A 26,398-nucleotide genomic window follows, 5' to 3' on the forward strand; every position below is an offset into this window, starting at 1 on the left:
ATCAGCGATTACCTGCCCATCCGGCTCGCGGGTCGAACCCGCTGGACCGCTCGGCTGCCGCGTAGGCTTCCAGCGCCTCCTGGGCGGCGCCCTCGAGGTTCGGCGGCACCGCCACCTTGACAGTCACCAGTAGGTCGCCACTACCACCACTGCGCTTGGGCACCCCGCGTCCGCGCACCCGCAAGATGCGGCCGTCCGCGGTGCCCTTCGGCACCCGCACGCCTACCTTGCCGTCCAGCGTGGGCACCGAAAGCGTTGAGCCCAAGGCCAATTCGGTGAAGCTAACCGGCACGGTGACGGTGAGGTCGTCACCGTCACGCCCGAACACCTTGTCCGGCCGCACGTGCACCGTCACGTACAGGTCACCCGACGGGGCGCCCCGCAAACCGGCCTCGCCCTGTCCGGCCAGCCTGATCCGCTGCCCGTCCTCCACACCCGGCGGGATCCGCACGTTGATGGTGCGGGTCCGGGTGGTCGCGCCGTTGCCACCGCACTCCTCGCAGGGGTGCTCGATGATCGAGCCGCTCCCCCGGCATTCGGTGCACGGCTCGGAGAAGCCGAACGCGCCCTGGTTGCGGCTGATCACACCCGCGCCGTTGCAGTTGGGACACACCTTCGGGCTGGTGCCCGGGCGTGCTCCGCTGCCGTGGCAGTTGGTGCACGGGGCGGGGCTGGTCAGCCGCAACGGCATCGCGACGCCTTTGGCCGCCTCGACGAAATCCAGTTCCGTCTCGGTCTCGAGGTCGTTGCCGCGACGCGGCCGACTCGGACGGGTGGTGCCACCTCGCCCGAACAAGCCACCGAACAGGTCGCCGATGTTGGCGCCGCCGGATCGGCCGGCGGCGTCGAACAAGTCGTTCAGGTTGAACTCGGCGCCGTCACCGCCACCGCCGAAGCCACCGAAGCCACCGGTGTCGAACCGGCGGCCGCCGCCGAAGCCACCGCCGGCGAACAGCCGGCGGGTTTCGTCGTACTCCTTGCGCTTGGCCTCGTCCGACAGCACGCTGTAGGCCTCGGAGACCGCCTTGAACCGTTCGGCACCGCTGGGGTTCTTGTCCGGGTGCAGGTCGGACGCCAACTTGCGGTACGCAGTCTTGATGTCCTTGGCAGTGGCGTCAGAGGAGACGCCCAGCTCCTTGTAGAAGTCCTTCTCGACCCATTCCCGCTGAGCCATTTCGCGTCACCTCCTTATCTTCTCGCTGACCTTCTCGTAGATTGTCTGCCTTAACCACCGGAGCCGTCGGCGTTATCGCTCGTGTCGGCCGCTTCACTTGCCGAACCAGCGTCCCCGCTGGCCGACTGCTCACCGCCGACGGTGTCCACGACACCGACCATCGCGTGCCGCAACACCTGCTCACCGAGCTGGTAGCCCTGCCGCATGACCGTGCCGATCACCGGCTTGGTACCCGGCCCACCGTCACCTTCATGCTGTACGGCTTCGTGCAGCGCCGGGTCGAAGTCCTCGCCCTCGGCGCCGAACGCGGTGAGCCCCAGCCCGGTCAGCGTGCCGATCAGCTTGTCGGCAACCGCCTTCATCGGCCCCGACTCCAGGTCGCCGTGCTGGCGCGCCCGGTCCAGATCATCGAGCACACCCAGCAATTGACTGACTACCGTGGCCTTGGCGCGATCGGCGGCGGCCTGCTGGTCACGCATGGCCCGCTTGCGGTAGTTGGCGAAATCCGCCTGTACCCGCTGCAGGTCGGCAGTGAGCTCGGCGACCTTGCCCGACGAACCGGCCCCGGCCGGCTCTCCCGGCGCCGCAGCGCCGGAAGAAACCTGCCGTGCTTCACCAGTTTCAGGATCGATGCGCCGCTTGTCGGTGACAGTCACGGGTTCCTGCTGGTCGTCGGTCACTTTGCGCCGCTCCTCTTCATCGCTTCGCTCTGCATCGTCGCGGCGCGCGGTCACTTGGACTCCCGGTCGTCGTCGACCACCTCCGCGTCCACGACGTCGTCAGCCGAACCGCCCTGGTCGAAACCGGCACCGCCGGGCTGACCGCCGGCGGCGCCACCCTCAGCCTGAGCGGCCTCGTAGATGGCCTGACCCAGCGCCTGGGATTCCTGCCCCAGCTTCTCCATCGCCGACTTGATCGCGCCGATGTCCTGGCCGCCCAGCGCCGACTTGGCTTCGGCCACAGCGGCTTCCACCTTGTTCAGCGTGTCCTCGGGCACCTTCGAACCGCCCTCGGCCTCACGTTGTTCCTTGACGAACTTCTCCGTCTGGTAGACCAGCGTCTCGGCCTGGTTGCGAACGTCGGCTTCCTCGCGACGCTTGCGGTCTTCGTCCGCGTGCGCCTCGGCTTCCTTGATCATCCGGTCGATCTCTTCCTTGGAGATGCCGGAGCCCTCCTGGATGCGGATCGTGTTCTCCTTGCCGGTGCCCTTGTCCTTGGCCGTGACGTGCACAATGCCGTTGGCGTCGATGTCGAAAGTGACTTCGATCTGCGGGACACCACGCGGAGCCGGTGCGATACCGGTCAGCTCGAAACTGCCCAGCAGCTTGTTGGCCGAGGCGATCTCGCGCTCCCCCTGGAAGACCTGGATCTGCACCGACGGCTGATTGTCGTCGGCCGTGGTGAAGGTCTCCGACCGTTTGGTCGGGATGGTGGTGTTGCGCTCGATGAGCTTGGTCATCACCCCGCCCTTGGTCTCGATGCCCAGACTCAGCGGCGTGACATCAAGCAGCAGAACATCTTTCACCTCGCCCTTGAGGACTCCGGCCTGTAGCGCGGCGCCCACGGCGACAACCTCGTCGGGGTTGACGCCCTTGTTGGGCTCCTTGCCGCCGGTCATCTCCTTGACCAGTTCGGTGACCGCAGGCATACGCGTCGAACCACCGACGAGCACCACGTGGTCGATGTCGGCCACCGAGATGCCGGCGTCGGCGATGACCGACTGGAACGGCTTGCGGGTGCGGTCCAGCAAGTCTTGGGTGATGCGCTGGAACTCGGCCCGGGTCAGCTGCTCGTCGAGGAACAACGGGTTCTTGTCCGCGTCCACGGTGATGTAGGGCAGGTTGATCGAGGTGCTCTGCGAGCTCGACAGCTCGATCTTGGCCTTCTCGGCAGCTTCACGAAGCCGCTGCATGGCCATCTTGTCCTTGGTCAGGTCGATGCCGCTGGTGCCCTTGAACTTCTCCACCAGCCAGTCAACGACGCGCTGGTCCCAGTCGTCGCCACCGAGGTGGTTGTCACCGCTGGTGGCACGCACCTCGACCACGCCCTCGCCGATCTCGAGCAGCGAGACGTCGAAAGTACCGCCGCCGAGGTCGAAGACCAGGATGGTCTGTTCCTTCTCACCCTTGTCCAGGCCGTAGGCCAGCGCGGCAGCGGTCGGCTCGTTGACGATCCGGAGCACGTTGAGCCCGGCGATCTGCCCGGCATCCTTGGTCGCCTGACGCTGAGCGTCGTTGAAGTACGCAGGCACGGTGATCACCGCGTCGGTGATGTCCTCACCGAGGTAGGCCTCGGCGTCCCGCTTCAACTTCTGCAGCACCCGGGCGCTGATCTCCGGCGCCGAATAATTCTTGTCGTCAATGCCGACCGACCAGTCCGTGCCCATGTGACGCTTGACCGACCGGATGGTGCGATCGACGTTGGTCACTGCCTGGTTCTTGGCAGGCTGGCCAACCAGCACCTCGCCGTTGCGCGCGAACGCCACGACGGACGGAGTCGTCCGCGAGCCCTCGGAGTTGGCGACGACGACGGGGTCGCCACCCTCCAGGACTGCGACGACGGAGTTGGTGGTCCCGAGGTCGATGCCGACCGCACGAGCCATAGTGATTCCTCCTGAATGTGTAGAACGTCTTTTTTGTTGCACTATGCTGAGTGAACCCCGCTCAAGACTGCTCCGGGTCCGCATTTGCTGTCAACCCATACTTGAGTGTGATTCGCTCAACTTGCTGATCATCCTAACGGCGCCATACGCAACTTTGTTCCCGGGGGTGTGCATATGCGCCTTCTATGAAGAGCAAAATCCGAAAATTTATTCGTGATCTCGTCGTTAGGCTTGCCGAAAGTCTCAGCGGGGGGAAGAAGGTCGGGGGGCCGATGTCGGGTTCGGAACGCAAGAGGGGTTCGGAACGCAAGAGGGGTATGTCCTCGCAGGGCCGCATGCTCGGTTACAGCTCGTTACTCGCACTGAACGCGGGTTGGGTGAACGCGGTGGCGATCCTGATCATGGCGGTTCCCGTCGGCAACCTCACCGGCATCACCACCCAAATCGGCATGGACAGCGCTCACCCGTGGCGCTACGAAAGCCATGTGCTCGTGGCGATTCTGGTGGGTTTCCTGTTCGGTGCGGCCATCGCCGGGGCGTTGCTCGCGTCCAAGCGCGTGCATATCGGCACTCGGCACGCGTCAGTCTTGGCGCTACAGGCCTCGCTGCTGTTGCTGGCCGCTGCCGGCATCGAAGAATCCGATATCAAGTCGATGATTCTGGGATCCGGCATCGAGGAAACCGCCGTGCAGGCGCTGCTGGCCGCGTCGGCGCTCGGCCTGCAGAACGGCCTGACCTCTAGCTTTCGCGGCATGCCGGTCCGCACCACGCATTTCACCGGTACCGTCACCGACCTCGGGCTCATGCTGGGCCGCAGCCGCCGAGAGAGCCTCGACAAGTGGAAGGCGGCGATCCTGACCTCGACGCTGCTGTTGTTCCTGACCGGGGCGGTGGCCGGCTTGATGACCGGGGCCCATATCGGTGGGCACGCCCTGGTCGTTCCGGCCTCGATCTGCCTGGCGTTGGCCGCGTTCGGCATGATGCGCAGCCGCAAGCTCCGCGTCCGGGATGGCATCATCACCGCGCAGGTAGTCAGCGCTCCAGCCTGAACCCGCACGCGAACACGAACCGGGTTCTCGCTGCGGCGCACCGCCTTCGCCGCAACACCGCCCGCGGGCAGATCCGTGCCGCGGTGCGGGCCGTCCTGGAAATAGAACCCCGCAACGGACCCGGAAGGACCCCGTCATGACGATCAACTTGACCTACGACGACAAGATCGCCGTTTTAGACCTCGGTGACGACGAAAACCGCTTCTCTCCGGAGTTTCTCGACGCAATCAATGCCCGCATCGACGAGGTCGAGGCGAGTGACGCGCACGGTCTGGTCACCACGGCGGGCGGCAAGTTCTACACCAACGGACTCGACCTCGATTGGCTGGGCGCACACAGCGATCAGCTCCAGTCCTATGTCGGCCGGGTGCAAAACCTGCTCGCACGGATGCTCACGCTGCCCATACCGACCGCTGCCGCGGTGGTCGGTCACGCCTTCGGCGCCGGCGGGATGTTGGCCTTGGCTCACGACTTCCGGGTAATGCGCGCCGACCGCGGGTTCTTCTGCTTCCCGGAGGTGGATATCCGTATCCCGTTCACGCCGGGTATGGCCGCATTGATCCAGGCGAAGCTCAGCCCGCATGCCGCGGTCGCCTCAATGACCACAGGGCGACGCTTTGGCGGCGCCGATGCGGCCGGCATCGGAATCGTCGACGCCACCGCGGGCGAGGGAGCGGTGACGGCCGCCGCGGTGGAGTTGCTAAGCCCGTTGGGCGGCAAGGACCGGGGCACCCTCGGCGCCATCAAAACCACCATGTTCGGTCCGGCCGTGGCTGCGCTCACCGCCGTCTAGACGCTGCTGAGTCGCTGCTGAGGCGGTGAACTGCCGGTGCGGGCGCCGTGGGATAGCCTGGCAGGCAATCTTGCGGCGTCCCGCCCAAGCTTCGGCGATAGGAATCGATGACACCGCCCGCACGCGCGCTGGACCGGGAAGACGTCGGTTATCACAAAGCGCTCAAGAACCGACAGCTGCAGATGATCGCCCTCGGTGGCGCCATCGGGACCGGGTTGTTCCTGGGTGCCGGCGGTCGGCTCGCCACGGCGGGACCGGGATTGTTCGTCGTCTTCGGGATCTGCGGCGTCTTTGTGTTCTTGATTCTGCGCGCACTCGGCGAACTGGTGCTGTACCGGCCGTCGTCGGGCAGCTTTGTGTCCTACGCGCGCGAATTCTTCGGCGAGAAGGTCGCTTTCGTCGCGGGCTGGATGTACTTCCTGAACTGGGCCATGACCGGGATTGTCGATACCACCGCCATCGCGCAGTACTGCCGCTACTGGAGGCTCTTCCAAGGCATCCCTCAGTGGACCCTGGCGCTGATCGCGCTGGTGGTCGTGCTGTCGATGAACCTGATCTCGGTCAAGCTGTTCGGCGAACTGGAGTTCTGGGCCGCCCTGATCAAAGTGCTGGCCTTGGTGACCTTCCTCGTCGTCGGGACGGTCTTCTTGGCCGGGCGTTTCAAGATCGAAGGTCAGCAGACCGGGTTGTCGATCTGGGCCGACCACGGCGGGTTGCTGCCGACGGGGGCGCTGTCACTGGTGCTTGTCACCGCTGGGGTGGTGTTCGCCTACGCCGCCGTGGAACTGGTCGGCATCGCGGCCGGGGAGACCGCGGAGCCGGAGAAGATCATGCCCCGCGCGATCAACTCGGTGGTGTTCCGAATAGCTGTCTTCTACATCGGTTCCACCTTTTTGCTGGCACTCCTGCTGCCCTACACCGCTTACCGCGACGGGGTCAGCCCGTTCGTGACGTTCTTCGACAAGCTCGGGATTTCCTGGGGCGACGACCTGATGAATCTCGTGGTGCTCACCGCGGCACTGTCGAGCCTGAACGCGGGTCTGTATTCCACCGGCCGAATCCTGCGGTCGATGGCGATCAACGGCAGCGGGCCGAAGTTCACCGCGCCGATGTCGAAGAACGGAGTGCCCTACGGGGGCATCCTGCTCACCGCCGGGATCGGCCTGTTCGGCATCGTGCTCAATGCCGTCACTCCCAGTCACGCGTTCGAAATTGTGCTGCATATCGCCGCGACGGGAGTGATCGTGGCATGGGCAACGATCACCGCATGCCAGTTGCGCTTCCATCACCTGGCGAAGTCCGGCGAGACCGAGCGTCCGACGTATCGCATGCCGCTGTCCCCCTATACGGGCTGGATCACATTGGTGTTCCTGGCGGGCGTGCTCGTGCTGATGATGTTCGACAAGGTCTACGGCCGCTGGATGCTGGCCGCCATTGCAATCGGGATCCCGGCGCTGATTGGCGGCTGGTTCCTGGTACGCAAACGCGTGCGGGACATTGCCGCCGCGCAGGCTGAGCACGTCGAGGATGCGGGTTCGGCTGAGGTCTCCCCCTCCGCGGAACCCGTTGAATGAGGCCAGAGGGCCATATGTGGATCACGCTTTGCCATCGCCGGCGTTGCAACAGCGCGTCACTGCGGTTACTTGCGCGCTGACGCCCTTAATCTGACTTCCTGATATCTCGATTTCGGGGAGTAGCGCGTGCGGTTATTGCCAATGGCGCGGTGGGGCGTGCTCGCCACTGCCGTGCTTGTTGCTGGATGCAGCAGCACCGTCGACGGCAGACCTATCGCCTCACCCGGGGCGGGTCCGACCGAACCCACTTTCCCCACGTCTCGGCCGTCTCGGCCCAGCACGGCACCACCGACTTCTTCGTCGGCCCCCGCCCCGGCACCGCCGCCGGCCGCACCGACCAGTCCGACCCCCGGCGCGATACCGCTGAAGCCCGATCAGAACGGCTACGTCTTCATCGAAACGAAGTCGGGGCTGACGCGGTGTCAGATCAACAAGGAGAGCGTCGGTTGCGAGGCACCGTTCACCAACTCACCCATTCAAGAGGGCGAGCACGCTAACGGGGTGCACATCACTTCCGGCGGAAACGTGCAGTGGATCTTGGGCAACCTCGGGGCCATACCCACCGTCACCATCGAATACAAGACCTACGATGCGCAGGGCTGGACCATCGTCGCCAGCAAGGACGGCACACGTTTCCAGAACAACGGCACCGGCCACGGGATGTTCGTCAGCATCGACAAGGTGAACACGTTCTGAGCTGACCGGGGGCCGACCTATACCATCGGCTTGTGGCACGCTACGGCCCACCGGACGACTTCAACAACCAGCCCACCGAGTACGGCGGCTTCGGCGGTTACCCGCCGCAGGGCCCGCCTGCAGGTGGGCCTCCTCAGGGTCCACGCCCGCCGGGGCAGCCGCCCGGTGGACCGCCGTATGGGCCCCCTCCGCAGGGTCCGCCCCCGGGACCGCAGCAGCAGCCGACGGTGGAAGGCCAACCGCCGGGTGCGCCGATGCAGTACCAGCCCACCGTGGAGCACGGCTCCCCACTGAATCAACCCACCGTGGAACATGGCTCCCCGCTGGATCGGCCCACCGTCGAAGGAACCCCGCCAGATCAGTTCCCTCCGCTGGACGACGATCCGGACGGCGGGGCGCGGCCCTGGTACCGCAAGCCGGTGGCCCTGATCGGCTGGGCGATCCTCGTCCTGATTCTGCTCGGGCTGATCGCCTATGGCGTCACCCAGCTGATCGGCGGCGGGGAGAGCAAAAGCCCTGCCCCGAGCACCACGTCGTCGTCGACAACCACCACGACCACGGAGCCGACCACGACCACCACCACCAGCACCACCACGGAGCCGACCCCCACCGAAACCACGGCAGAGCCCACCACGGCGGCGCCACCAGCCAATCCGCCAAGGAGCCAGCCGCCAGCCCCCCAGCCGTCACAGCAACCGACCCATCGGGTCCCGCACCTGCCTCCGCTGCCGTCCACCATCACCATTCCCGGCGGACCGACGATTACGGTGCCGCACCTGCCGTAGCGCAGGTCACCGATCGGCAACGGGCCCGCGTGGCGGCGCTTTGCAGGTCGCGCCGGCCACTAGCATCGGCGGCCGTGACCAGGTACGACCCGCCTAACAACGGCGCCAACGACCCGACTGCCTACGGCAATTACGGCCCCGGGCCGGTCGGCGGTTATGGACCCCAACCGGATCCGACACCCGGGTGGCGTCGACCGTTGGCGCTGGTCGGCTGGGGCGTGCTGATCGCTGTGCTGATCGGGCTGATCATCTACGGAATTGTGCTGTTGTCCCAGGGCCGTCCCAGTCCCGCTTCCGTTACCACGACGACCACCACCACTCCGACGACGACGACCACCACGACTCAGCCGACCACCACAACCACAACCACGACGACCACAACAACGACGACGACCACCACGACGACGCCAACTACGACTACGGCGCCGTCCACCAGCGACACGACGACGCCGACTACCGGCACGAGCCCGACCACGACGCCGGCCAATTCCCCAGCACCCGGGTTGCTGCCGAGATTGCCGTCGCAGATAACGTTGCCGCAGATTCCCACCGTCATCAATCTGCCGCCGGGCCTCTGACCCGGCTCGGCCGTCTAGCAGACGGCTAGGGTGGGGAGCGGCCGTCGATCGCCAGCAAAGGAATGGACTCAGGGGTGTTGATATGAGCGAGTCGCTCGGGTTGTCGATCGGGGTTGCAAACCTGGTCGCGGCCCGCTCGGGTAGCGTCCCGGTGTCCCGCACGCCGGTGTTGACCCTGTTCGAGAACCGCCCCACCGAAGTCGGTCTCCCCGAGGAGAATCCGAATCTGACCGAACCCGGCCTGGTCCTGCGCGGCTTCGTGGAACGGGTCGGCGATCCTGCGCCACTGGTCGCCGCGGACGGGACGAAGTACCTGGGGCAGGCGCTCACGATCGAAGCGCTGGAAGCGATGGCGCGCACCGTCGGCTACGGGACCCCGATCACTATTGCGGTTCCCGCCTATTGGTCGGAAAACCAGGTCGCCGCGTTGCGTCAGGAGCTGTTCGCTCAGCCCGATCTGGCAGCCAGGGGTGGCACGCCGACGTTGATCTCAGATGCCGCGGCCGCGCTGGCAGCCCTGAACGCCAGACCCGGATTTCCGCGCAGCGGTGTCGTGGCGTTGTGCGACTTCGGCGCCGGAGGAACCAGCATCACCCTGGCCAACGCCGGATCCAATTTCCAACCGGTCGGCGGCACAGTCCGCTACAGCGAATTCTCCGGGGACGACATCGACCAGCTGATCCTGAATCATGCGCTGACCGCCTCCCCCAGCGTCGACAACACCAGCGTCTCGGGCACCGCCACCTCCATGGGATCGGTGACGCGAATGCTCGCCGGCTGCCGGGCCGCCAAGGAGCAACTGTCGGCAGCGACGGTGGCAACCGTTGCCGCCGGCGCGGGGAGCGGTGTGCAGCTGACCCGCACCGATTTGGAGCAATTGATCTCCGGCCCGCTGGAGCGGTTCATCTCCTCGATCGGGGATGTGTTGCAGCGCAACGGTATCGCCAACCTGGCCGCGGTGGCGACGGTCGGCGGTGGCGCCCAGATCCCGTTGATCACCACCCGACTGTCGGAGCGATTGCAGGTGCCGGTCTTCACCACACCGCAGCCTCTGTTCGGTGCTGCGATCGGCGCGGCCACGCTGGGTACCGTCGCGCAATCGGCCGCCGCGGCACCCACCGGTATGGCGCCCGCGGTCGACGCACCTACCGGCCTCGCTGCTGCCGCCGGTGCCGCGGGCGCGGCGACAGCTGCATCCCCTACCGCGGCGTCCCCGACCACCGCGGTACCCACCGAGGCCCTCCCAGAGGACGCCAGACAGGGCGGTGCGCTGGCCTGGTCTGAAGACAGCGGCACCGGGATGGAGCCCGTCCCCTACACCGGCCCCGCCGACTACACCGGCCCGGTTGGTCCGCCGCCCGGTCCGGCCTTCCCCGACACCGAGCAGGACCAATACCCCGGTGAAGCGGAGGTCCCGCCGTGGTACCGACGCCCGGCGATCCTTTTGAGCCTGGCCGGTGCCGGCGCCGCCATTCTGTTGGCCGTCGTGCTGGCGTTGACGCTGCGCTCAACCGACGCCAAGCCCGTAACCACCACGTCCCAGCCGCCGCCCATCACCACCACGGTGATCGGAACCGACAACAGCCCGACCGAGACGGTGATCACGCCGCCGCCGGTCACCGTGACCTCGCAGCCGCCGTCCAGCACGACCACCAGCCCGCCGGAAACGACCACAACAGCTAGTTCGACGTCGACCACGCCGTCGACCACCACGACTCAGCCGACCACGACCACCCAGCCCACCACGACCCAACCCACAACCACGAACCCGCCGACCACCACCCAGCCACCGACCACGACGCAGCAACCGCCTACCACCAGCGCTGCGCCGCAGCCGTCGACCTCCGCCGCATCCGCGCCGGCGACCTCAGCCGCGCCCGCGCCGGCGACCTCAGCCGCAGCAGCGCCGGCCACCTCTGTCGCCCCCGCGCCGGCGACCTGATCGGGCTCAGCGACGCGCCGGGAACTCGGCCAGAACCGCTTCGGCACTGCGCACCGCAGCCCGGCAGGCGCGGGTGGTAAACGGATCGTTGAGCGGATGCTCGGCTCGGCGTCGCCACCATCGCGCCGCGGCGAACGCCCCACGCGGAGCCTCCTGCGGGTCGACCCGGCACAGGTCGGGGTCCAGGCCCAGTCTGCTGACCGGGTCAGTCCCGGAGCCGCCCAGGATACGGCGCAGCGAGGACATCTCCTCTGCGTCGAATGTTGTTGCACGAGAACCTAATTGACCAAGCAACCGGAGTTCCTCGAACGCGTGGGTGTCGGCCAGCAGCGGGTCGATGTCGGCGATGACGTACGGCGTGGCCAGGACGGGGTGCGTTTCGACGAATCTGCGCAATGACACCAAAGCGGTGTGCGCCTTGAGCATGTCGGAACGCTGCGCGAATTGCTGGTCGATGACGTCGCGCAGCGCCACCAACCCGCTGCGCTCGAGCAGTTCGGCGGCCAAACTCGATGCGTCCGCGACGCCGGCCGCCAACACGGCGATCGAGATGCGGATGCCGAACATGCCGAAGCGTTCGAGCAGTTGCGCACGAATGGGCGCATCGACCGGCAACGGACTGTCCGGCCGCACGAACCGGTCCACACTCAGTAGCGCCTTGTTCAGTTCGGCGGAGTCGGATTCGGCCAATTTCTTCAGCGCGACGAACTCACCCTGTCGCAGGGTGCGCGCGGTCATGGCGAGCAAACCGGAGACCGGAACCACCGCCTGACAGATACCAGTCTGGTTCATCTCGCTGGTGAACCGCTTCGCCACGTCGTTCGCCGACAACATGGCGTCGATGCGGCCCGCACCGATCTCATCAGCTCGCGACGCGACGCCGATGATGCCCAAAGCGCCGGCGGAGCCGCCCACCAACCCGCCGATCTGTTTGAGCAAAGCGACGTCCGCCGCATTGAGGGTGCGCAACAAGAACACCACCGCATCCACCCGGGGGACCCCGTCGGCGGGCACCAGCAGTTGCAGGGTGCGCTCCGATGCCTCGCGGGTCAACGACGAGGTTCCGGGGGTGTCGATAATCGTGGCGTTCACCAACTCCTCTGCGGGCCACTCGACGTGCAGGTCCACCACCTCGGCAGGATTGACTCTGCTCAGATCGAAGCTCAGTCCGTCCCGGTGCGTGATAGGCACGTTGCTACGCCGCCCGCCGCGGTGATTGGCGGTGACTTTGGGAGTGGGGCCGTGCCGGAACCAGGTGACGATCCGGGTGGCCTCGGTGGCGTCCGTCGGTGCGATGTCGTCCCCGACCAACGCGTTGACCAGCGTCGACTTTCCGGCTTTGAGGGTGCCCGCCAACGCAATCCGAATGGGCTCGTTGAGCCGCGCACCGATGCGGTTCAGTTCATAGAAGACGTCCGGGCGCTGACGATAGGCCGGTTCCCCTCGGTACGCCTCGATGGTGCCGCCCAGAATGGCGCGGACCCGATCGCTTGTGCTCACCTTCGTCCTATGGTCGCCTGCGGCCTCAGTTTGTCTAAGTTTTCGGTGACCTGGCGCAGGATGTCCAGTTGCCGTTCCAGCTCGCGGACCCTGCTGTCACGCTCGACGTCTTCCATATGCGCTGCGGTGAGGGTGGCTTGCAGTGATTCGTTGAGCGATCGGCTGAGCTCGTTGGCGATGTCGCGATAGTGGTCACGCAAGGTGCGATGGATCGTCTTGAGCCGGTCGCGGGACTCCTTGCCCACCACGAACGACACTTCGTCGACGAAGCGGCGCAGGTTGGCCTTGGCCTCCGCGCGCGCCCGCAGCACTCGGCTCTCCTTTTCCTCCTTGTAGGCCATCCGGCCGAGTAACAGCCCGGCGCCCACCGACACCGGATTGAACAGACCCAGCCCGGCCACCGACGAGAGCATGCCGATCATGACCACGCCACCGTAGGAGCCGCGCAGTCCGGAAATCATCTTCTGGCCTTTGCCCTGGGGCTTGGATTCCAGTTCCGACAACGCTTTGAGCTGGTCGAAGTTGCCGGCCATCAGCCGCGACGTCAGTTCGGGCGACATCACCGAATTCAGCCCGGCATCGTTGAAGGAGCGGGCGACATCGATGGCGAGCGCCTCGGCCCGTTGGTATGCCCAGACAAAGTTGTCGCCGACGGCGGTGGCCACCGCATCCTCCGCGTCGGTGCCGATCTCCGCCCAGTGCAGGGTGGGGTCGCAGGAGTCGATTTGCCGCTCGAGGTCGTCGGTGAGAGCGCGGAACCGGGCGCGCAAGTCGTGGTCCACGTCGTTGCTCAGGTCGGTGAACCCGTCGTTGAGGACCTGCTGCCACAGCGCGGTTGCTTGCAACGCGTCTTGGGCTTCCTGCTTGCGCCGCTCGAGATCCGCGGCGAGCTGGTCACGTACCCGGGGGTCGTTCACCACGGATAGTTCCGAGCTGGCGGAGACTGTCAATTGTTCTGTTGCCGAACGGATTTCGGCCAGTACCTCGTCGCGTATCCGATCGTTCTCACGGGATAGCACTCTTTCGCTGAGGAACTTGACGATTGCGGGGAAGTTGGATTCGTCGTTGAGTTCCTTGTCGTTGAGGCTGACCGCATGGCTGCGCAGCAGCGAGGAGACCGGGATGATCGGCATCGGTACCCGGGCACGGTGCAGGTGGGCCGCGTTGGTGTTGACGATGTCGCGCCACCGCGGATACAAGTCCGTTTTAGTCGCGACCACCACTCCGACCGGGCAGACCTGGTGCGCTTTGCGCAGGAACCACATTTCGGGTTCGGTGAACTCCTGGCTCGCATCACTGACCATCAGGAGCGCATCGGCGTCGGGCAGCAGACCGAGAGTCGCCGAAAGGTGCGGCTGACCATGCCCACCGACGCCCGGGGTGTCGATGAACGCCAATCCCCCTTGTAGCAGCGGGCTGGGCGCGCCGATTTCGACCCGGAGCACGCGGCGACCAGCAGCCTGTGGTGCCTGGCGCAGATCCGAGTTGATGGCGTCGACGGGAAGGTCCACGGTGGCGGTTTCGCCGTTGGGCCCAGCCGCCAGGACCAGCCGGGCTGTCGGCTGGGGGCTGTAGCTCACGACGGTGATGACGACCGTGGCTTCGTCATCGCCCACCCGCGCGACCGGGAGATTCAGCAGCGAGTTGAGCAGCTGACTTTTGCCCTGCTTGAGTTGACCGGCGATGACCACCCGGATCTGCGGGTCGGTGATTCGCGCGCGGGCCCGGCGCAGCCGCTGCACCAGATCGTCTCGTTCGTGGAGATCAGCGATAGCGATCGTGTGGTCGATCAACTCGACGATCACGCTGACCCGACGTGGGTCGTCGGCGGGTTGCGTCACCCTACTGCCCCACTTTCTCGAATCGCGGGTCTGTCAGAACACGGTATGTGCATAAACCGGCGGGGACCATGGTGGTCCCCGCCGGTGCTCAGCTGAACGGTCGAGTCAGAACCCGTGATGGTCGGGCGCGCCGTGCGTCCCCGGGACGTCGGTGTGCGCCGGCGGCGTGTGCGCCGCGGGGGGTTCGTGACCGAATACCGACGGGCTTTGCGGCTCGTGGTGGGTTGGCTGTTCGATCGGCTGGTGCTGCTGCGGAGTGACCACCGGGCCGTGGTCGACCGGAGCCGGATGCGTCGGCGTCTCCACCTGCGGGGCAGGGGTGTGCGGGACATTGATCACCGGCGGGGTGGTACCCCCGTGACCCGCGTCGCCCTGGCCCGTCGTGCTGCCCGGCGCCTGTATGACGGGACCGTGACCACCGCCCGCTGGCGGCGTGGTGCCTTGACCGGCAGGGAAAGTCGGCGAGTGGTCGCCGGGAGTCACGCCGCCGGTTCCGGTACCGCCACCTGCACTGCCGGGCGCGGTACCGACGCCCGCGGGCACACCACCACCGAGCGTCGTACCTTCCTGCCCGAGGATGTCTCCGTGTCCCCCGGCGCTGCCGGTAGCCGGCGCGCCGTGTGTCCCAGGCCCCGTTGCGACACCGCCGGGTCCGTTCGCCACGCCGCCGGGGCCGCCCGCGGCGGCGCCCGGTCCGCCGGCATTCACGCCGGGGACGGTCTGTGTCCCGGCTCCGACCTGTGTTCCGGCTCCGGCCTGTGTCCCGGCTCCGGGCGCAGCAGAGGCAGCCAAGGGCTGAGGAGCCGGGTGGGCCCCGGCACCACCGAACCCAAGTCCGGCTCCGCCGCCGGCGCCGGTCTGCGCTCCTACCCCGACACCACCCATGGGGCCTGCAACCTGAGGTGCGGCAGCGCCGTGCAGTGCGGCGCCTTCGCTGGCAATCAGACCGGCTTGGCTGCCTGCGCTGGCGCTCACCGCGGGGGCGGCGCCGACGTTGCCGAAGGCGCCGATATTCCCGGTGCCCGCGATTCCGCCACCCGCTGCTACGGCGGCTTGGGAGCCGATTGCCGCCTGACTGGCCAGACCTGCCTGGCTGGCCAGACCTGCTTGGCTTGCGATACCGGCCTGGCTCGCGATACCGGCCTGGCTTGCGATACCGGCTTGGCTTGCCAGACCCGCCTGGCTGGCCAGACCCGCCTGACCTGCGATACCAGCCTGGCTTGCGATGCCGGCTTGCCCCGCAAGGCCCGCTTGACCGGCAAGGCCAGCTTGACCGGCAAGGCCAGCTTGACCTGCGGCTGCAACGCCAGCTTGGGCGCCCACCGCGCCACCGACGTGGCCCGCGGCTCCGACGCTGCCACCGATCGCACCGCCGACCTGGCCGCCTACGCCGAAGCCGCCACCGAGGCCGCCGCCAATGGCACCGCCGGCCTGACCGCCGACACCCACAGCGCCGCCAACCTGGCCACCCACAGCACCACCAACCTGACCGCCAACACCCACAGCACCACCGACCTGGCCGCCCACACCGCCGCCGATCGCACCGCCAACCTGGCCACCAACACCGACGGCACCGCCAACCTGGCCACCGACAGCACCGCCGACCTGGCCACCAACACCCACAGCCCCGCCGACCTGGCCGCCAACACCGCCACCGATCACACCACCGGTCTGGCCACCGATCGCCCCACCAACCTGGCCACCCACGCCGAGGCCGCCAGCAATTCCACCGCCAACGCCAATTCCACCGCCAACGCCGACGCCACCGCCAACGCCGACGCCACCGCCAACGCCAACACCACCGCCGAGGCCCACACCGGCCTGCGCACCGATCCCCGCCTGGACACCAAGGCCGATGCCCAGACCCGCTTGGGCATCCACACCAACACCGGTGCCGACACCGATTCCGGCTTGCACGTCGAAACCGACGTCGAGACCGGCTTGTACACCAACGTCGACTCCCGCGCCGACGCCGCCGACCGGTTCGACGAACGCGAGCCCCGGCGCAGGCCCGATGACGCCCGGCGTGAGGTCGACTCCGGGTTGCGCGACGAGTCCTGCGTTAATCCCGCTGGCCAGCCCGGCGCCGACGTTGCCGGCAACCATGCCTGCGTCAGCGGCCACGATGCCCACGTCGCTTGCAACTACCGCCGGATTGCCGAGAACCGGAGCGGCGGCGCCGAGCACCGGCGCCGCATCTGAGGCAACAACCGTGGAGAGCGCGGCCGGGTCGGAAGTGAACGGAGTGAGGCCGTGCTGGTCGGCCACCGCTTGCTGCAGACCAGCAATCGGGTCGTCCGACGAAAGCGCCACTCCCGGAACGGCACTGGCAACAGCCGACGAGACTTCAGTCGGCGACACGTTGACCAGTCCAGCGTTGGTCATCGCCTGCCCAGGCGCGGCGACGAATGACCGCGCCGCTTCTTCACTGCGAAACAGGCTCAGGATGTAGTCCACAAGCGAGGTCATGTCGTTCCCCTTCGATCAAAATCTTGCGTAGTTCTCTGCCGCCGTACTCGACGCTTGCAATAGACCGTATGGATTTCGCGGCCCTCACGAATCGGGGTCCGCGCCCCCACCCTTGGCAAAGCCCCCAGGGGATTGATGGAAAGCCCCGATAGGGGATTAGGGGGTAATCGCGGGGGGCGCCGGACAGTCCGAATGAACGCATTTCCGCACGTCGAGCGGGGTGGGCGCGCAGAGGCGAGGACGAACGAGAGAGCTCAGCCGTGGATGCCGAAGCCGTCATGAGCGGGCGGAGCGTCATGCAGGTGGGCGTCCGGGTGGATCACGGAGTGATCCCATATGTCGTGGCCGTGGTCTGGGAATCCCCCGTGGTCGACGGCGGCTTCCGGCAATCCACTATCTGCGAGCAGCACCGATGGTTCGGGATGGGCGAAGTCGACAAATTGCGGAGCCGCGGGCGCTTCACTCTGTGCCGGCGCGGGCGAGTGACTGATCACGCCGCCCGTCACCTGCTGGGGCACCACGGCCGCGGGCGCATGGGGCGTGAACGCGTCGAAAGCCGCAGTGGCCGCCCCACTGGCCCAAACATTGCCGTGATCGGCTACGGGCGCACCGGCTCCGCCAATCGACGGCGCGGCCATCGACAACGAATCCGACACGACGGGAATCAGATTGTTAACATCCGTGCTGGTCACGTCCGTAAGGTGAGCATCGGCGATGGCTTGTGCAGGGTTAGCGGCATACCGCGCGGCGGCATCGGGATCACGCACTAAAGAGATGACAAAGTCGAGCAACGAATTTGCCATTACGCACCTCCTCGCCCCCTCCTCGGCACAGATGCCCAATACAGCACACATGCCCAATACATCCAGCGTTAGCAAAATCCTATCGGCTCACCAGCAACCCGTGTTCGGTGCCGACCCCGCCCACCCCAAGGCATCATTAGGGGATAGCGCGTTAGGGGAATGTCAGGGTTACGGGGTTAAGGGGGCTAGGAACGATAAGGTGAGAAGCCGCTGCTGACCACCAGTAGAGCACAGGGGGCAGGCAATTGACCGACCCGCTGAATGCCGGAATCGATTACCCGCACACCGCCCGCCGTCTGGTCGAGGATCTCGCGAACGCCCCGACCGAGCCGGTGCAGGCTTTCGTCAGCGGCGGCATCGGCACCGGCAAGACCACGCTGCTCGCCACCGTCCGTGACACGTTGCGCCGTGCCGGCCGCACTGTCCTCACCCACCCACCGCGAGACGGCGATCCGTCCGGAGCAGCACTCGTCGTCGACAACGCCCATCTATGCACCGACGCTGACCTGCTTCGGCTGACCGAATGCGTTACGGCAGCCGACAGCACCGTCGTCACCGCGGCCGAAGCGCACGAGCAGCGCCCCGCCCTGCGCGGCCTGGCCCTGGCCATCGAACGGGAGAGAGGACGGATAACGCTGGGTCCGGTGCCGGTCGCCGGACCTCTCCTGGACTGCACGGCAGGCCTGCCCTTCCTCGTTCGGGCAGTTTCCGACGGCGGGCATGCGCCGCACCGTGTGGCCCGGGCGGCGCTCGCGACACGGTTGCGCCAACTCGACGAACCCGCGCTCGACGCCCTGCTCATCATGTCCTTAACCCAAGAACTGGGTGCCGCCGATGTCGCAGCCGCGTTGGGAATCCCGGCGTTAGACGCAAGCATCCTGGTCGACCGGGTCCGCGCCAGTGGGCTCGTCGAGCCGTCGCACCCGGGCGCCTTTCTGCGGCTTGTTCACGACGCAGTCGTCCAAACGGTCGGCAACGCGCACCACCGCGAAGTCGAAACGTCCTTGCTGCGTTCACAACTCGACATCTCGACGGTGTCCGCGGACCTCGCGCTGCGGCTGGCTGAACACGGGCTGCGCGACGAGCGGTTGGCCGGCGTTCTCGCTGAACACGCCGCGACCGCCCGTGACGACTCCAGCCTTGCCGTGCGGTTGTACCGGGCCGCGGTCGATGCGGGGGCCACGCGACTGGCGTCCCGGCTGGCTGACGCACTCGTCCTCACCGGCGACTGTGTCGCCGCGACCGCCCTGGCCGACGATCTACTCGGCTCGCCGGATACCGCCGAACGTGCCGCGGCGGTGCGCGTCGCGGCCAGTGTTGCCACGCACGACGGCAACGCCGGTCAGGCCGCTGAGTTGTTCGGCTGGCTCGGCCCCTACCCCGATGCGGTGGTCGGCTCGGCCGCCGCAATCGTGCTTGCCGCGACGGGTGACCTGGCGGCCGCCCGCGTCGCGTTGCGTCTGAAAGACCCCGGTCCGCCGACCATGGCCGCGCGCGCGTCCCGCAGTCTCGCCGAAGGCCTCCTGCTCACCATGGATCAGCCGTACCCGGCCGCCATGTCCCGAATGAGCCAGGCGATTGCCGTCGAACAGTCAATCGGCGAAGCCTTTCCGGACAGTCCGGCCGCACTGGTCGCGCTGGCCGCCATCCACGGCGGCGATCCGGTGCGGGCCCGCAGCGTCGTCGGCCGCGCGGTGCGCACCGGCGGAGGAACGCCATTCCTGCCCCGACACCTACTGCTGTCCGGCTGGATCAAGATGCAAGACGGGCAACTTTCTTCGGCCAGCGCGGATATAGCCGCGGCCATTTCGGGCGCGGCGCTGCATCGTCGCGATGCGTTGTGGGCATCCGCCCTGCAAACCGCTATCGCTCGCCGCAGCGGCGACACCGGCGCGCTGCAGAAACATTGGTATGCGGCCATGGAAGTCCTCACCGAATACTCCCTGGACCTGTTCGCCCTGTTGCCATTAGGCGAGTTATGGGTCGCGTCGGCTCGCATGCGCCAGGTGGACCAACTGCAACACAGCTTGGAACAGGCGTTCACCCTCCTCGGCGCACTGGGAAACCCTGCGCTGTGGGCGAACTCGCTGCACTGGGCCGGAGTGCATGCAGCAATCCTGGCCAGTTCGCCGGAATCCGTTGCCCCCCACGGACAAGCGCTCAGCTCTGCCGCCGCCCACAGCAGTCTGGCGTACGCGCTGTCGAACGCGGGCCGGACCTGGCTGCGCGTGCTCGCGGACCAAGTGGATGCCGACGAGGTCACCGTGGCGGCGCGGTCACTGGCTCATGTCGGGCTGACCTCAGATGCGACCCGTCTGGTTGGTCAGGCCGCCTTGCAGACCTCCGATGCCCGGGTATCCGGGGCGATGCTCCAGCTCGCCCGGGATCTCAAAGCGGGCACGGGTTTTGGCAGCGAAGCCTTGGACGTGACTCCAGCCCTGGACACGATCGCGTCGGCAGCACCCCGTCATCCGGCCTCCGGGTCACCGCTGTCGGACCGCGAGCGCGAAGTTGCCGAGCTGCTACTGCTCGGCATGCCCTATCGCGACATCGGCGGCCAGCTTTTCATCTCCGCAAAGACCGTCGAGCACCACGTCGCGCGGATCCGTCGTCGGCTCGGCGCGGGTTCCCGCTCGGAGATGCTGTCGATGCTGCGAACGATGCTTGCTCCGCAAAGCTGATCGTCACCGGCTGCACGGATGTAGGACTGATCACACCGCCAAGCGTCTGCGCTGGTGATGTACGCCAACTTAGGTCAGCCTTTCTCGCGGCGAATGCCGCGGAGATGTCACTATGAGCTGGTTAAGCAGCAAAGGCGCCTCTAACGCGCGCTGCCTTCTGAGTAACGACGAATTGGGGTGACCTTCCGTGACCACGCAGACGCTCATCAGGCTGGTACTGGGCATGGGCATGACCGCGGTCGTGATCCTGTTGGCCCTGAAGCGTGTCTGGTGGTTGTACAAGCTGGTCACCTCCGGCCAGCCGGCGAGCGGACGCACCAACGACATCGGCTCTCGGATCTGGGCGCAGGTCGCCGAGGTGTTCGGTCAGCGCAAGCTGTTGAAGTGGTCGATACCCGGCCTTGCCCACTTCTTCACCATGTGGGGCTTCTTCATCCTGCTCACGGTCTACATCGAGGCCTACGGGGTGCTGTTCCAGCCCAACTTCCACATCCCGATCATCGGCCGCTGGGACGCGCTGGGCGCCCTGCAAGACTTCTTCGCACTGGCCGTGCTGACCGGCATCGTCACATTCGCGATCATCCGATTGCGCAGCGAGCCCAAGGAATACGGCCGCGACTCCCGGTTCTACGGCTCCCACACCGGTGGTGCCTGGCTGATCCTGTTCATGATCTTCAACGTCATCTGGACCTACGCCATCTTCCGCGGGGCCTCGGTCAACGCCCTTGGCGACGAATTCCCTTACGGCAAGGGCGCGTTCTTCTCCCACGCCATGGGCGCAGTCTTGCACCCGTTGGGCCCCAACACGAACGAGCTCATCGAGACCGTCGCACTGATGCTGCACATCGGCGTCATGCTCGCCTTCCTGCTGATCGTGCTGCACTCCAAGCACCTGCACATCTTCCTAGCCCCCATCAACGTCGTATTCAAGCGACTGCCGGACGGCCTGGGCCCGCTACTGCCGCTGGAGGCCGACGGGAAGCCGATCGACTTCGAAAACCCGCCCGACGACGCCGAATTCGGTCGCGGCAAAATCGAGGACTTCAGCTGGAAAGGCATGCTCGACTTCGCCACCTGTACCGAGTGCGGGCGGTGTCAGTCGCAATGCCCGGCATGGAATACCGGCAAGCCGCTGTCGCCCAAGCTCGTCATCATGGACCTGCGCGACCACTGGATGGCCAAGGCGCCCTACATCCTTGGCGAGAAGGAAACTCCGCTGGAGAGCACACCCGAGGGCGGATTGGGCGAAGAGCTGCGCGGTGAGAAGCACGCCGAGGAGCACCACGTTCCAGAGTCGGGCTTCGGTCGGGTCATGGGCTCCGGACCTGACCAGGCCACCCGCCCGCTGGTCGGAACCGCCGAGCAGCGCGGTGTCATCGATCCCGACGTGTTGTGGTCCTGCGTCACCTGCGGCGCCTGCGTCGAGCAGTGCCCGGTGGACATCGAGCACGTCGACCACATCGTCGATATGCGCCGCTACCAGGTGATGATGGAATCGGAGTTCCCCTCCGAACTGTCTGTACTGTTCAAAAACCTTGAGAACAAGGGCAATCCGTGGGGCCAGAACGCCTCTGACCGGACCAGCTGGATCGACGAGGTCGACTTCGACGTCCCGGTTTACGGAGAGGACGTCGAAAGCTTCGACGGTTTCGAATACCTGTTCTGGGTGGGATGCGCGGGCGCCTACGACGACAAGGCGAAGAAGACCACCAAGGCCGTCGCCGAACTGCTGTCCATCGCTGGGGTCAAGTTCCTGGTGCTGGGCACCGGTGAAACCTGCAACGGCGACTCTGCACGCCGGTCCGGCAACGAGTTCCTGTTCCAGCAGCTGGCTCAGCAGGCCGTGGAGACGTTGGACGGCCTGTTCGAAGGCGTGGAGACCGTCGATCGCAAGATCGTGGTCACCTGCCCGCACTGCTTCAACACGCTGGGCAAGGAATACCGCCAGTTGGGCAGCAACTACAGCGTGTTGCACCACACCCAGCTGCTCAACCGCCTGGTGCGGGACAACAAGCTGGTGCCGGTCAATGCCGTCTCCCAGAACATCACCTACCACGACCCTTGCTACCTGGGCCGACACAACAAGGTCTACGAAGCGCCGCGTGAGCTGATCGGTGCCGCGGGCGCCACGCTCACCGAGATGCCCCGCCATGCCGAGCGCAGTTTCTGCTGCGGCGCCGGCGGAGCGCGGATGTGGATGGAAGAACACATCGGCAAGCGCATCAACCACGAACGCGTCGACGAGGCACTGGCCACCAACGCTGCCACAGTCGCCGTGGCGTGCCCGTTCTGTCGGGTCATGGTGACTGACGGTGTCAACGACCGGCAGGAAGAAGCCGGGCGAAGCGGCGTCGAGGTGCTCGACGTGGCCCAGGTATTGCTCAATTCGCTCGACCGCGACAGCGTGAAATTGCCCGAGAAGGGCACCGCCGCCAAGGAGGCGGAGCAGCGTGCCGCCCAGGCCGAAAAGGCCAAGCCGAAGGCCTCCGCACCGGCGGCACCGGCTGAGGCGGAGACCAAGACCGAGCCCGCCGAAGAGGTGTCGGCCAAAACAGCGGAGAAGCCGGCCGCCGCCGCGCCCGTCAAGGGTCTGGGGGTGGCAGGCGGCGCCAAGAAGCCCGGCAAGAAGGGTGCGGCGGCACCGGCTGCGGAAGCTTCCGCTGCTCCCGCTACTCCCGCTACTCCGGCCGCGCCCGCGAAGGGGCTCGGCATAGCAGGAGGAGCCAAGCGGCCCGGCGCCAAGAAGGCCGCTGCGCCAGCCGCCGACAAGGCCGCCGACAAGGTGGAGGAGACGCCGAAGGCTGCCGCGACCGAGGCACCCACCAAGGGTCTCGGCCTGGCCGCCGGGGCCAAGCGACCCGGCGCCAAGAAAACTGCCGCTCCGGCCGCCGAGCCGGCCAAGGCTGAGCCAGCCAAAGCCGAGCCGGCCAAGGCTGAGCCGGCCGAGGCCAGCGAAGCGTCCGCGGAGCCGACCAAGCCGTCGGCCCCGGTCAAGGGCCTGGGCATTGCGGCCGGCGCCAAGCGCCCGGGCGCGAAGAAGAGCGCACCGGCCGCCTCCGCCCCGGCTGCCGAGGCGAAGCCGGAGCCGACAGCCGCAAAGCCAGAAGCAAAGGCCGAAGCCACCCCGCCCGCCGAGGACAACAGTGACACCGCGGCACCCGCCAAGCCCACCGAGCAGGTCAAAGGCCTCGGCTTGGCCAAGGGCGCCCGGCCACCGGGCAAGCGCTGATCACGGTTTGACACCGATCAGCAAATATCGGTGGACAGTGATGGGACGATGGTTGACGTGACTACCCACCAGCTGCCCGCGCACACTTCCGGCCACCACCGGCAGCGGGCGTTCGCGCAGTCGTCCAAGCTCCAGGACGTCTTGTACGAAATCCGCGGCCCCGTGCACGCCCACGCGGCCCGGTTGGAGGCCGAAGGACACCGCATCCTCAAGCTGAATATCGGCAACCCGGCGCCGTTCGGCTTCGAGGCGCCCGACGTGATCATGCGCGACATGATCCAGGCGCTGCCCTATGCGCAGGGCTATTCCGACTCCAAGGGCATCTTGTCGGCCCGTCGCGCGGTAGTCACCCGTTACGAAGTCATCGACGGCTTCCCCCGGTTCGACGTCGACGACGTCTACCTGGGCAACGGCGTTTCCGAGCTGATCACGATGACCCTGCAAGCACTGCTGGACAACGGCGATCAGGTGTTGATACCCGCGCCCGACTACCCGTTGTGGACGGCGTCCACCTCGCTGGCAGGCGGCACGCCGGTGCACTATCTGTGCGACGAGACGCAGGACTGGCAGCCCGACGTCGCCGACCTGGAATCCAAGATCACCGAGCGCACCAAGGCGCTGGTAGTGATCAACCCCAACAACCCGACCGGCGCGGTATACAGCCGCGAGATCCTCACGCAGATAGTCGATTTAGCGCGCAAGCATCAACTGCTACTGCTCGCCGACGAAATCTACGACAAGATCCTCTATGACGACGCCAAGCACATCAGTCTGGCATCGCTGGCACCAGACATGTTGTGCCTGACCTTCAACGGTTTGTCCAAGGCCTACCGGGTCGCCGGATACCGCGCCGGTTGGCTGGCAATCACCGGCCCCAAGGATCATGCCAGCAGCTTCATCGAAGGAATCAGTCTGCTGGCCAACATGCGCCTGTGTCCGAATGTTCCGGCGCAGCACGCCATTCAGGTCGCGCTTGGTGGTTACCAAAGCATCGAGGACCTGGTGTTGCCCGGTGGCCGACTGCTCGAGCAACGTGACGTCGCATGGAACAAGCTCAACGAAATTCCCGGGGTGTCGTGCACCAAACCGGAGGGCGCGCTGTATGCGTTTCCCCGGCTCGACCCCGAGGTCTACGACATCGACGACGACGAGCAACTCGTCCTGGACCTGTTACTGCAAGAGAAGATCCTGGTGACGCAGGGCACCGGATTCAACTGGCCCGCACCAGATCACCTACGAATCGTTACGTTGCCGTGGGCCCGTGATCTGGCGGCGGCCATCGACCGCCTCGGCAACTTCCTGGTCAGTTACCGCCAGTAAGCATTGGCCCTGACCGCGAGTGTGACTCTGCCGACGCGCAAACGGCGTGTCGCGTCGTGAGATTCACACTCGGGGCCGCCAAAAGCGCTGAGTCAGCTGCGTTCCAGCAACTCCAGCAGGTAACTACCGTAGCCGGACTTGACCAGTGCGTTGGCGCGCTGCGCCAGTTGCTCGTCGTCGATCCAGCCGCGGCGCCACGCAACCTCCTCCGGCACACTGACTTTCAAGCCCTGCCGTAGTTCCAGCGTTCGAACGAAGTCGGATGCGTCCAGCAGCGAGTCGAACGTGCCGGTGTCCAACCATGCGGTGCCACGCGCCATCACCTCGACCGACAACCGACCCAGATCGAGGTAGATTTGGTTGACTTCGGTGATTTCGTACTCGCCCCGGGCCGATTTCTTCAAACCCTTGGCGATCTCAATCACGTCGTTGTCGTAGAAATACAAGCCCGGTACCGAGTAGTTCGACTTCGGCGTCTCGGGCTTCTCCTCCAGTGACAGCGCCCTGCCGTCCGCATCGAACTCGACGACACCGTAGGCCGACGGGTTGGCCACCCAATAGGCGAAAATAGCTCCGCCACTGACAGTTTGGAATCGGCTCAAACTGGTACCGAGGCCGGGGCCATAGAAGATGTTGTCTCCCAACACCAACGCCACCGAGTCCTGCCCGATGTGCTCGGCACCGAGGACGAACGCCTGCGCCAGGCCGTCCGGCTGGTCCTGGGTTACCCAGCTGAGGTTGATGCCGAACTGCGAGCCGTCACCCAGGAGTCGCCGAAAGCCGGCGGCATCGTGCGGGGTCGTGATCACCAGAATGTCGCGGATCCCGGCCATCATCAGCGTGGACAACGGATAGTAGACCATCGGCTTGTCATAGACCGGCAGCAACTGTTTGCTGATGCCGATGGTGATCGGGTGCAGGCGGGTGCCGGAACCGCCGGCCAAGATGATGCCTCGCATATTTCGCTCCTACGACCTCACTCGACGCGGTCGGCTTCGGTGAGTTCGGTGGCGGCCAACGCCGACGCCAGGTCGTCGTGCCGGAACACCGAGGTGACATGGTCGCGAACCACGCGAAATGCCGACGCGGCGGTTGCCGCGGCGAAGGGCTTGTTGCGGTCGCTGATCTGCTGTTCTGCGACCACGATGCCGTCGTGCACGTATATCCGGCCCAGCTCCGCGCGTGCCGTGAATGAGGCCACCCACCTGCGCAGTGCATCATGCCCCTGCGCGGCGCCGTGCGCGTCACCGATCTCGATGTCATCGCTGGACAAGCTCAACAAAGTCTGCAGGTCCGAGGCGTTGAGAGCGTCGTGCCAAGCGAGCACGGTGGCGATCTCCGATGTGGTCATGGGATGCAAGT

The 26,398-nt window shown here is 66.4% G+C and carries 20 protein-coding genes and 1 pseudogene; 11 read left to right on the forward strand and 10 right to left on the reverse strand.

Going from position 1 to position 26,398, the window contains the following annotated elements; all coding sequences use genetic code 11:
* Position 1: 1 nt before the first annotated feature.
* The 3 genes from dnaJ to dnaK are packed head-to-tail and all read right to left on the reverse strand — an operon-like array spanning position 2 to position 3,776.
* Positions 2-1,174 (reverse strand): molecular chaperone DnaJ, encoded by a 1,173-nt coding sequence (gene dnaJ, locus A5636_RS09915; protein ID WP_065158467.1) that lies wholly within the window; start codon positions 1,172-1,174, stop codon positions 2-4.
* 50 nt (positions 1,175-1,224) lie between these two features.
* Entirely contained in the window at positions 1,225-1,854 is a 630-nt protein-coding gene (gene grpE, locus A5636_RS09920) for a nucleotide exchange factor GrpE (RefSeq protein WP_065158499.1), read from the reverse strand.
* A gap of 50 nt (positions 1,855-1,904) precedes the next feature.
* Complete coding sequence (dnaK, locus tag A5636_RS09925; protein WP_065158468.1) at positions 1,905-3,776, reverse strand: molecular chaperone DnaK; 1,872 nt, start codon at positions 3,774-3,776, stop codon at positions 1,905-1,907.
* 272 nt (positions 3,777-4,048) lie between these two features.
* Between dnaK and A5636_RS09930 the strand changes: the two genes are divergently transcribed.
* From A5636_RS09930 to A5636_RS09960, 7 genes are all read left to right on the forward strand, one after another.
* The gene (locus tag A5636_RS09930) at positions 4,049-4,825 is read left to right on the forward strand and encodes a YoaK family protein (RefSeq protein WP_253900552.1); all 777 of its coding nucleotides are present in this window, start codon (positions 4,049-4,051) and stop codon (positions 4,823-4,825) included.
* Between the two features lie 136 nt (positions 4,826-4,961).
* Positions 4,962-5,618, forward strand: a complete 657-nt coding sequence (locus A5636_RS09935) for an enoyl-CoA hydratase-related protein (RefSeq protein WP_065158469.1) — start codon at positions 4,962-4,964, stop codon at positions 5,616-5,618.
* A 107-nt stretch (positions 5,619-5,725) separates the two neighbouring features.
* Complete coding sequence (locus A5636_RS09940) at positions 5,726-7,192, forward strand: amino acid permease (protein ID WP_065158470.1); 1,467 nt, start codon at positions 5,726-5,728, stop codon at positions 7,190-7,192.
* 126 nt (positions 7,193-7,318) lie between these two features.
* Positions 7,319-7,888 carry a hypothetical protein gene (locus A5636_RS09945; protein WP_437339816.1) on the forward strand — a complete coding sequence of 190 codons (570 nt, stop codon included), beginning with the start codon at positions 7,319-7,321 and terminating at the stop codon, positions 7,886-7,888.
* Between the two features lie 32 nt (positions 7,889-7,920).
* Positions 7,921-8,673 (forward strand): hypothetical protein, encoded by a 753-nt coding sequence (locus A5636_RS09950; protein WP_065158472.1) that lies wholly within the window; start codon positions 7,921-7,923, stop codon positions 8,671-8,673.
* Between the two features lie 74 nt (positions 8,674-8,747).
* Entirely contained in the window at positions 8,748-9,251 is a 504-nt protein-coding gene (locus A5636_RS26500; RefSeq protein ID WP_172827200.1) for an oligopeptide transporter substrate-binding protein, read from the forward strand.
* A gap of 82 nt (positions 9,252-9,333) precedes the next feature.
* Complete coding sequence (locus tag A5636_RS09960) at positions 9,334-11,193, forward strand: Hsp70 family protein (protein ID WP_065158474.1); 1,860 nt, start codon at positions 9,334-9,336, stop codon at positions 11,191-11,193.
* Positions 11,194-11,199: 6 nt separating this feature from the next.
* On the opposite strand, the gene iniC is transcribed toward A5636_RS09960, so the two are convergent.
* The 3 genes from iniC to A5636_RS27585 form a co-directional block, all read right to left on the reverse strand.
* A complete protein-coding gene (gene iniC / locus A5636_RS09965; protein ID WP_065158475.1) occupies positions 11,200-12,693 on the reverse strand; it encodes an isoniazid-induced dynamin-like GTPase IniC in 1,494 nt (497 codons plus the stop codon).
* Complete coding sequence (locus tag A5636_RS09970) at positions 12,690-14,534, reverse strand: dynamin-like GTPase family protein (protein ID WP_065158476.1); 1,845 nt, start codon at positions 14,532-14,534, stop codon at positions 12,690-12,692. Before A5636_RS09970 ends, iniC begins: the two co-directional genes overlap by 4 nt.
* A 105-nt stretch (positions 14,535-14,639) precedes the next feature.
* A complete protein-coding gene (locus A5636_RS27585; protein ID WP_301336705.1) occupies positions 14,640-15,857 on the reverse strand; it encodes a hypothetical protein in 1,218 nt (405 codons plus the stop codon).
* Here A5636_RS27585 and A5636_RS27205 point away from each other — a divergent pair.
* The gene (locus A5636_RS27205) at positions 15,846-16,736 is read left to right on the forward strand and encodes a hypothetical protein (protein ID WP_253900556.1); all 891 of its coding nucleotides are present in this window, start codon (positions 15,846-15,848) and stop codon (positions 16,734-16,736) included. The genes A5636_RS27585 and A5636_RS27205 overlap by 12 nt on opposite strands.
* A gap of 126 nt (positions 16,737-16,862) precedes the next feature.
* Here the strand turns inward: A5636_RS27205 and A5636_RS27210 are convergent.
* Together A5636_RS27210 and A5636_RS26805 are read right to left on the reverse strand one after the other, a co-directional pair.
* Positions 16,863-17,003, reverse strand: a pseudogene (locus tag A5636_RS27210) (IniB N-terminal domain-containing protein); the annotation flags it as partial.
* Positions 17,004-17,257: 254 nt separating this feature from the next.
* Positions 17,258-17,806 carry an Rv0340 family IniB-related protein gene (locus tag A5636_RS26805; RefSeq protein WP_065158478.1) on the reverse strand — a complete coding sequence of 183 codons (549 nt, stop codon included), beginning with the start codon at positions 17,804-17,806 and terminating at the stop codon, positions 17,258-17,260.
* 245 nt (positions 17,807-18,051) lie between these two features.
* On the opposite strand from A5636_RS26805, the gene iniR reads away from it, so the two are divergent.
* The 3 genes from iniR to A5636_RS10000 all read left to right on the forward strand — a co-directional run bounded on the left by iniR (position 18,052) and on the right by A5636_RS10000 (position 25,036).
* Positions 18,052-20,487, forward strand: a complete 2,436-nt coding sequence (gene iniR / locus A5636_RS09990; RefSeq protein ID WP_065158479.1) for an isoniazid response ATPase/transcriptional regulator IniR — start codon at positions 18,052-18,054, stop codon at positions 20,485-20,487.
* Between the two features lie 187 nt (positions 20,488-20,674).
* Positions 20,675-23,716 (forward strand): heterodisulfide reductase-related iron-sulfur binding cluster, encoded by a 3,042-nt coding sequence (locus A5636_RS09995; protein WP_065158480.1) that lies wholly within the window; start codon positions 20,675-20,677, stop codon positions 23,714-23,716.
* Positions 23,717-23,746: 30 nt separating this feature from the next.
* Positions 23,747-25,036, forward strand: a complete 1,290-nt coding sequence (locus tag A5636_RS10000) for a pyridoxal phosphate-dependent aminotransferase (RefSeq protein WP_065158481.1) — start codon at positions 23,747-23,749, stop codon at positions 25,034-25,036.
* Positions 25,037-25,128: 92 nt separating this feature from the next.
* Here A5636_RS10000 and rfbA read toward each other — a convergent pair whose 3' ends face one another.
* Both rfbA and A5636_RS10010 read right to left on the reverse strand, forming a co-directional pair.
* Positions 25,129-25,995, reverse strand: a complete 867-nt coding sequence (gene rfbA, locus A5636_RS10005) for a glucose-1-phosphate thymidylyltransferase RfbA (RefSeq protein ID WP_065158482.1) — start codon at positions 25,993-25,995, stop codon at positions 25,129-25,131.
* A gap of 17 nt (positions 25,996-26,012) precedes the next feature.
* Complete coding sequence (locus A5636_RS10010; protein WP_065158483.1) at positions 26,013-26,387, reverse strand: nuclear transport factor 2 family protein; 375 nt, start codon at positions 26,385-26,387, stop codon at positions 26,013-26,015.
* Positions 26,388-26,398: the final 11 nt, after the last annotated feature.

It is taken from the genome of Mycobacterium asiaticum, assembly GCF_001673315.1.
In the GTDB taxonomy this organism is placed as follows: Bacteria; Actinomycetota; Actinomycetes; order Mycobacteriales; family Mycobacteriaceae; genus Mycobacterium; species Mycobacterium asiaticum_B.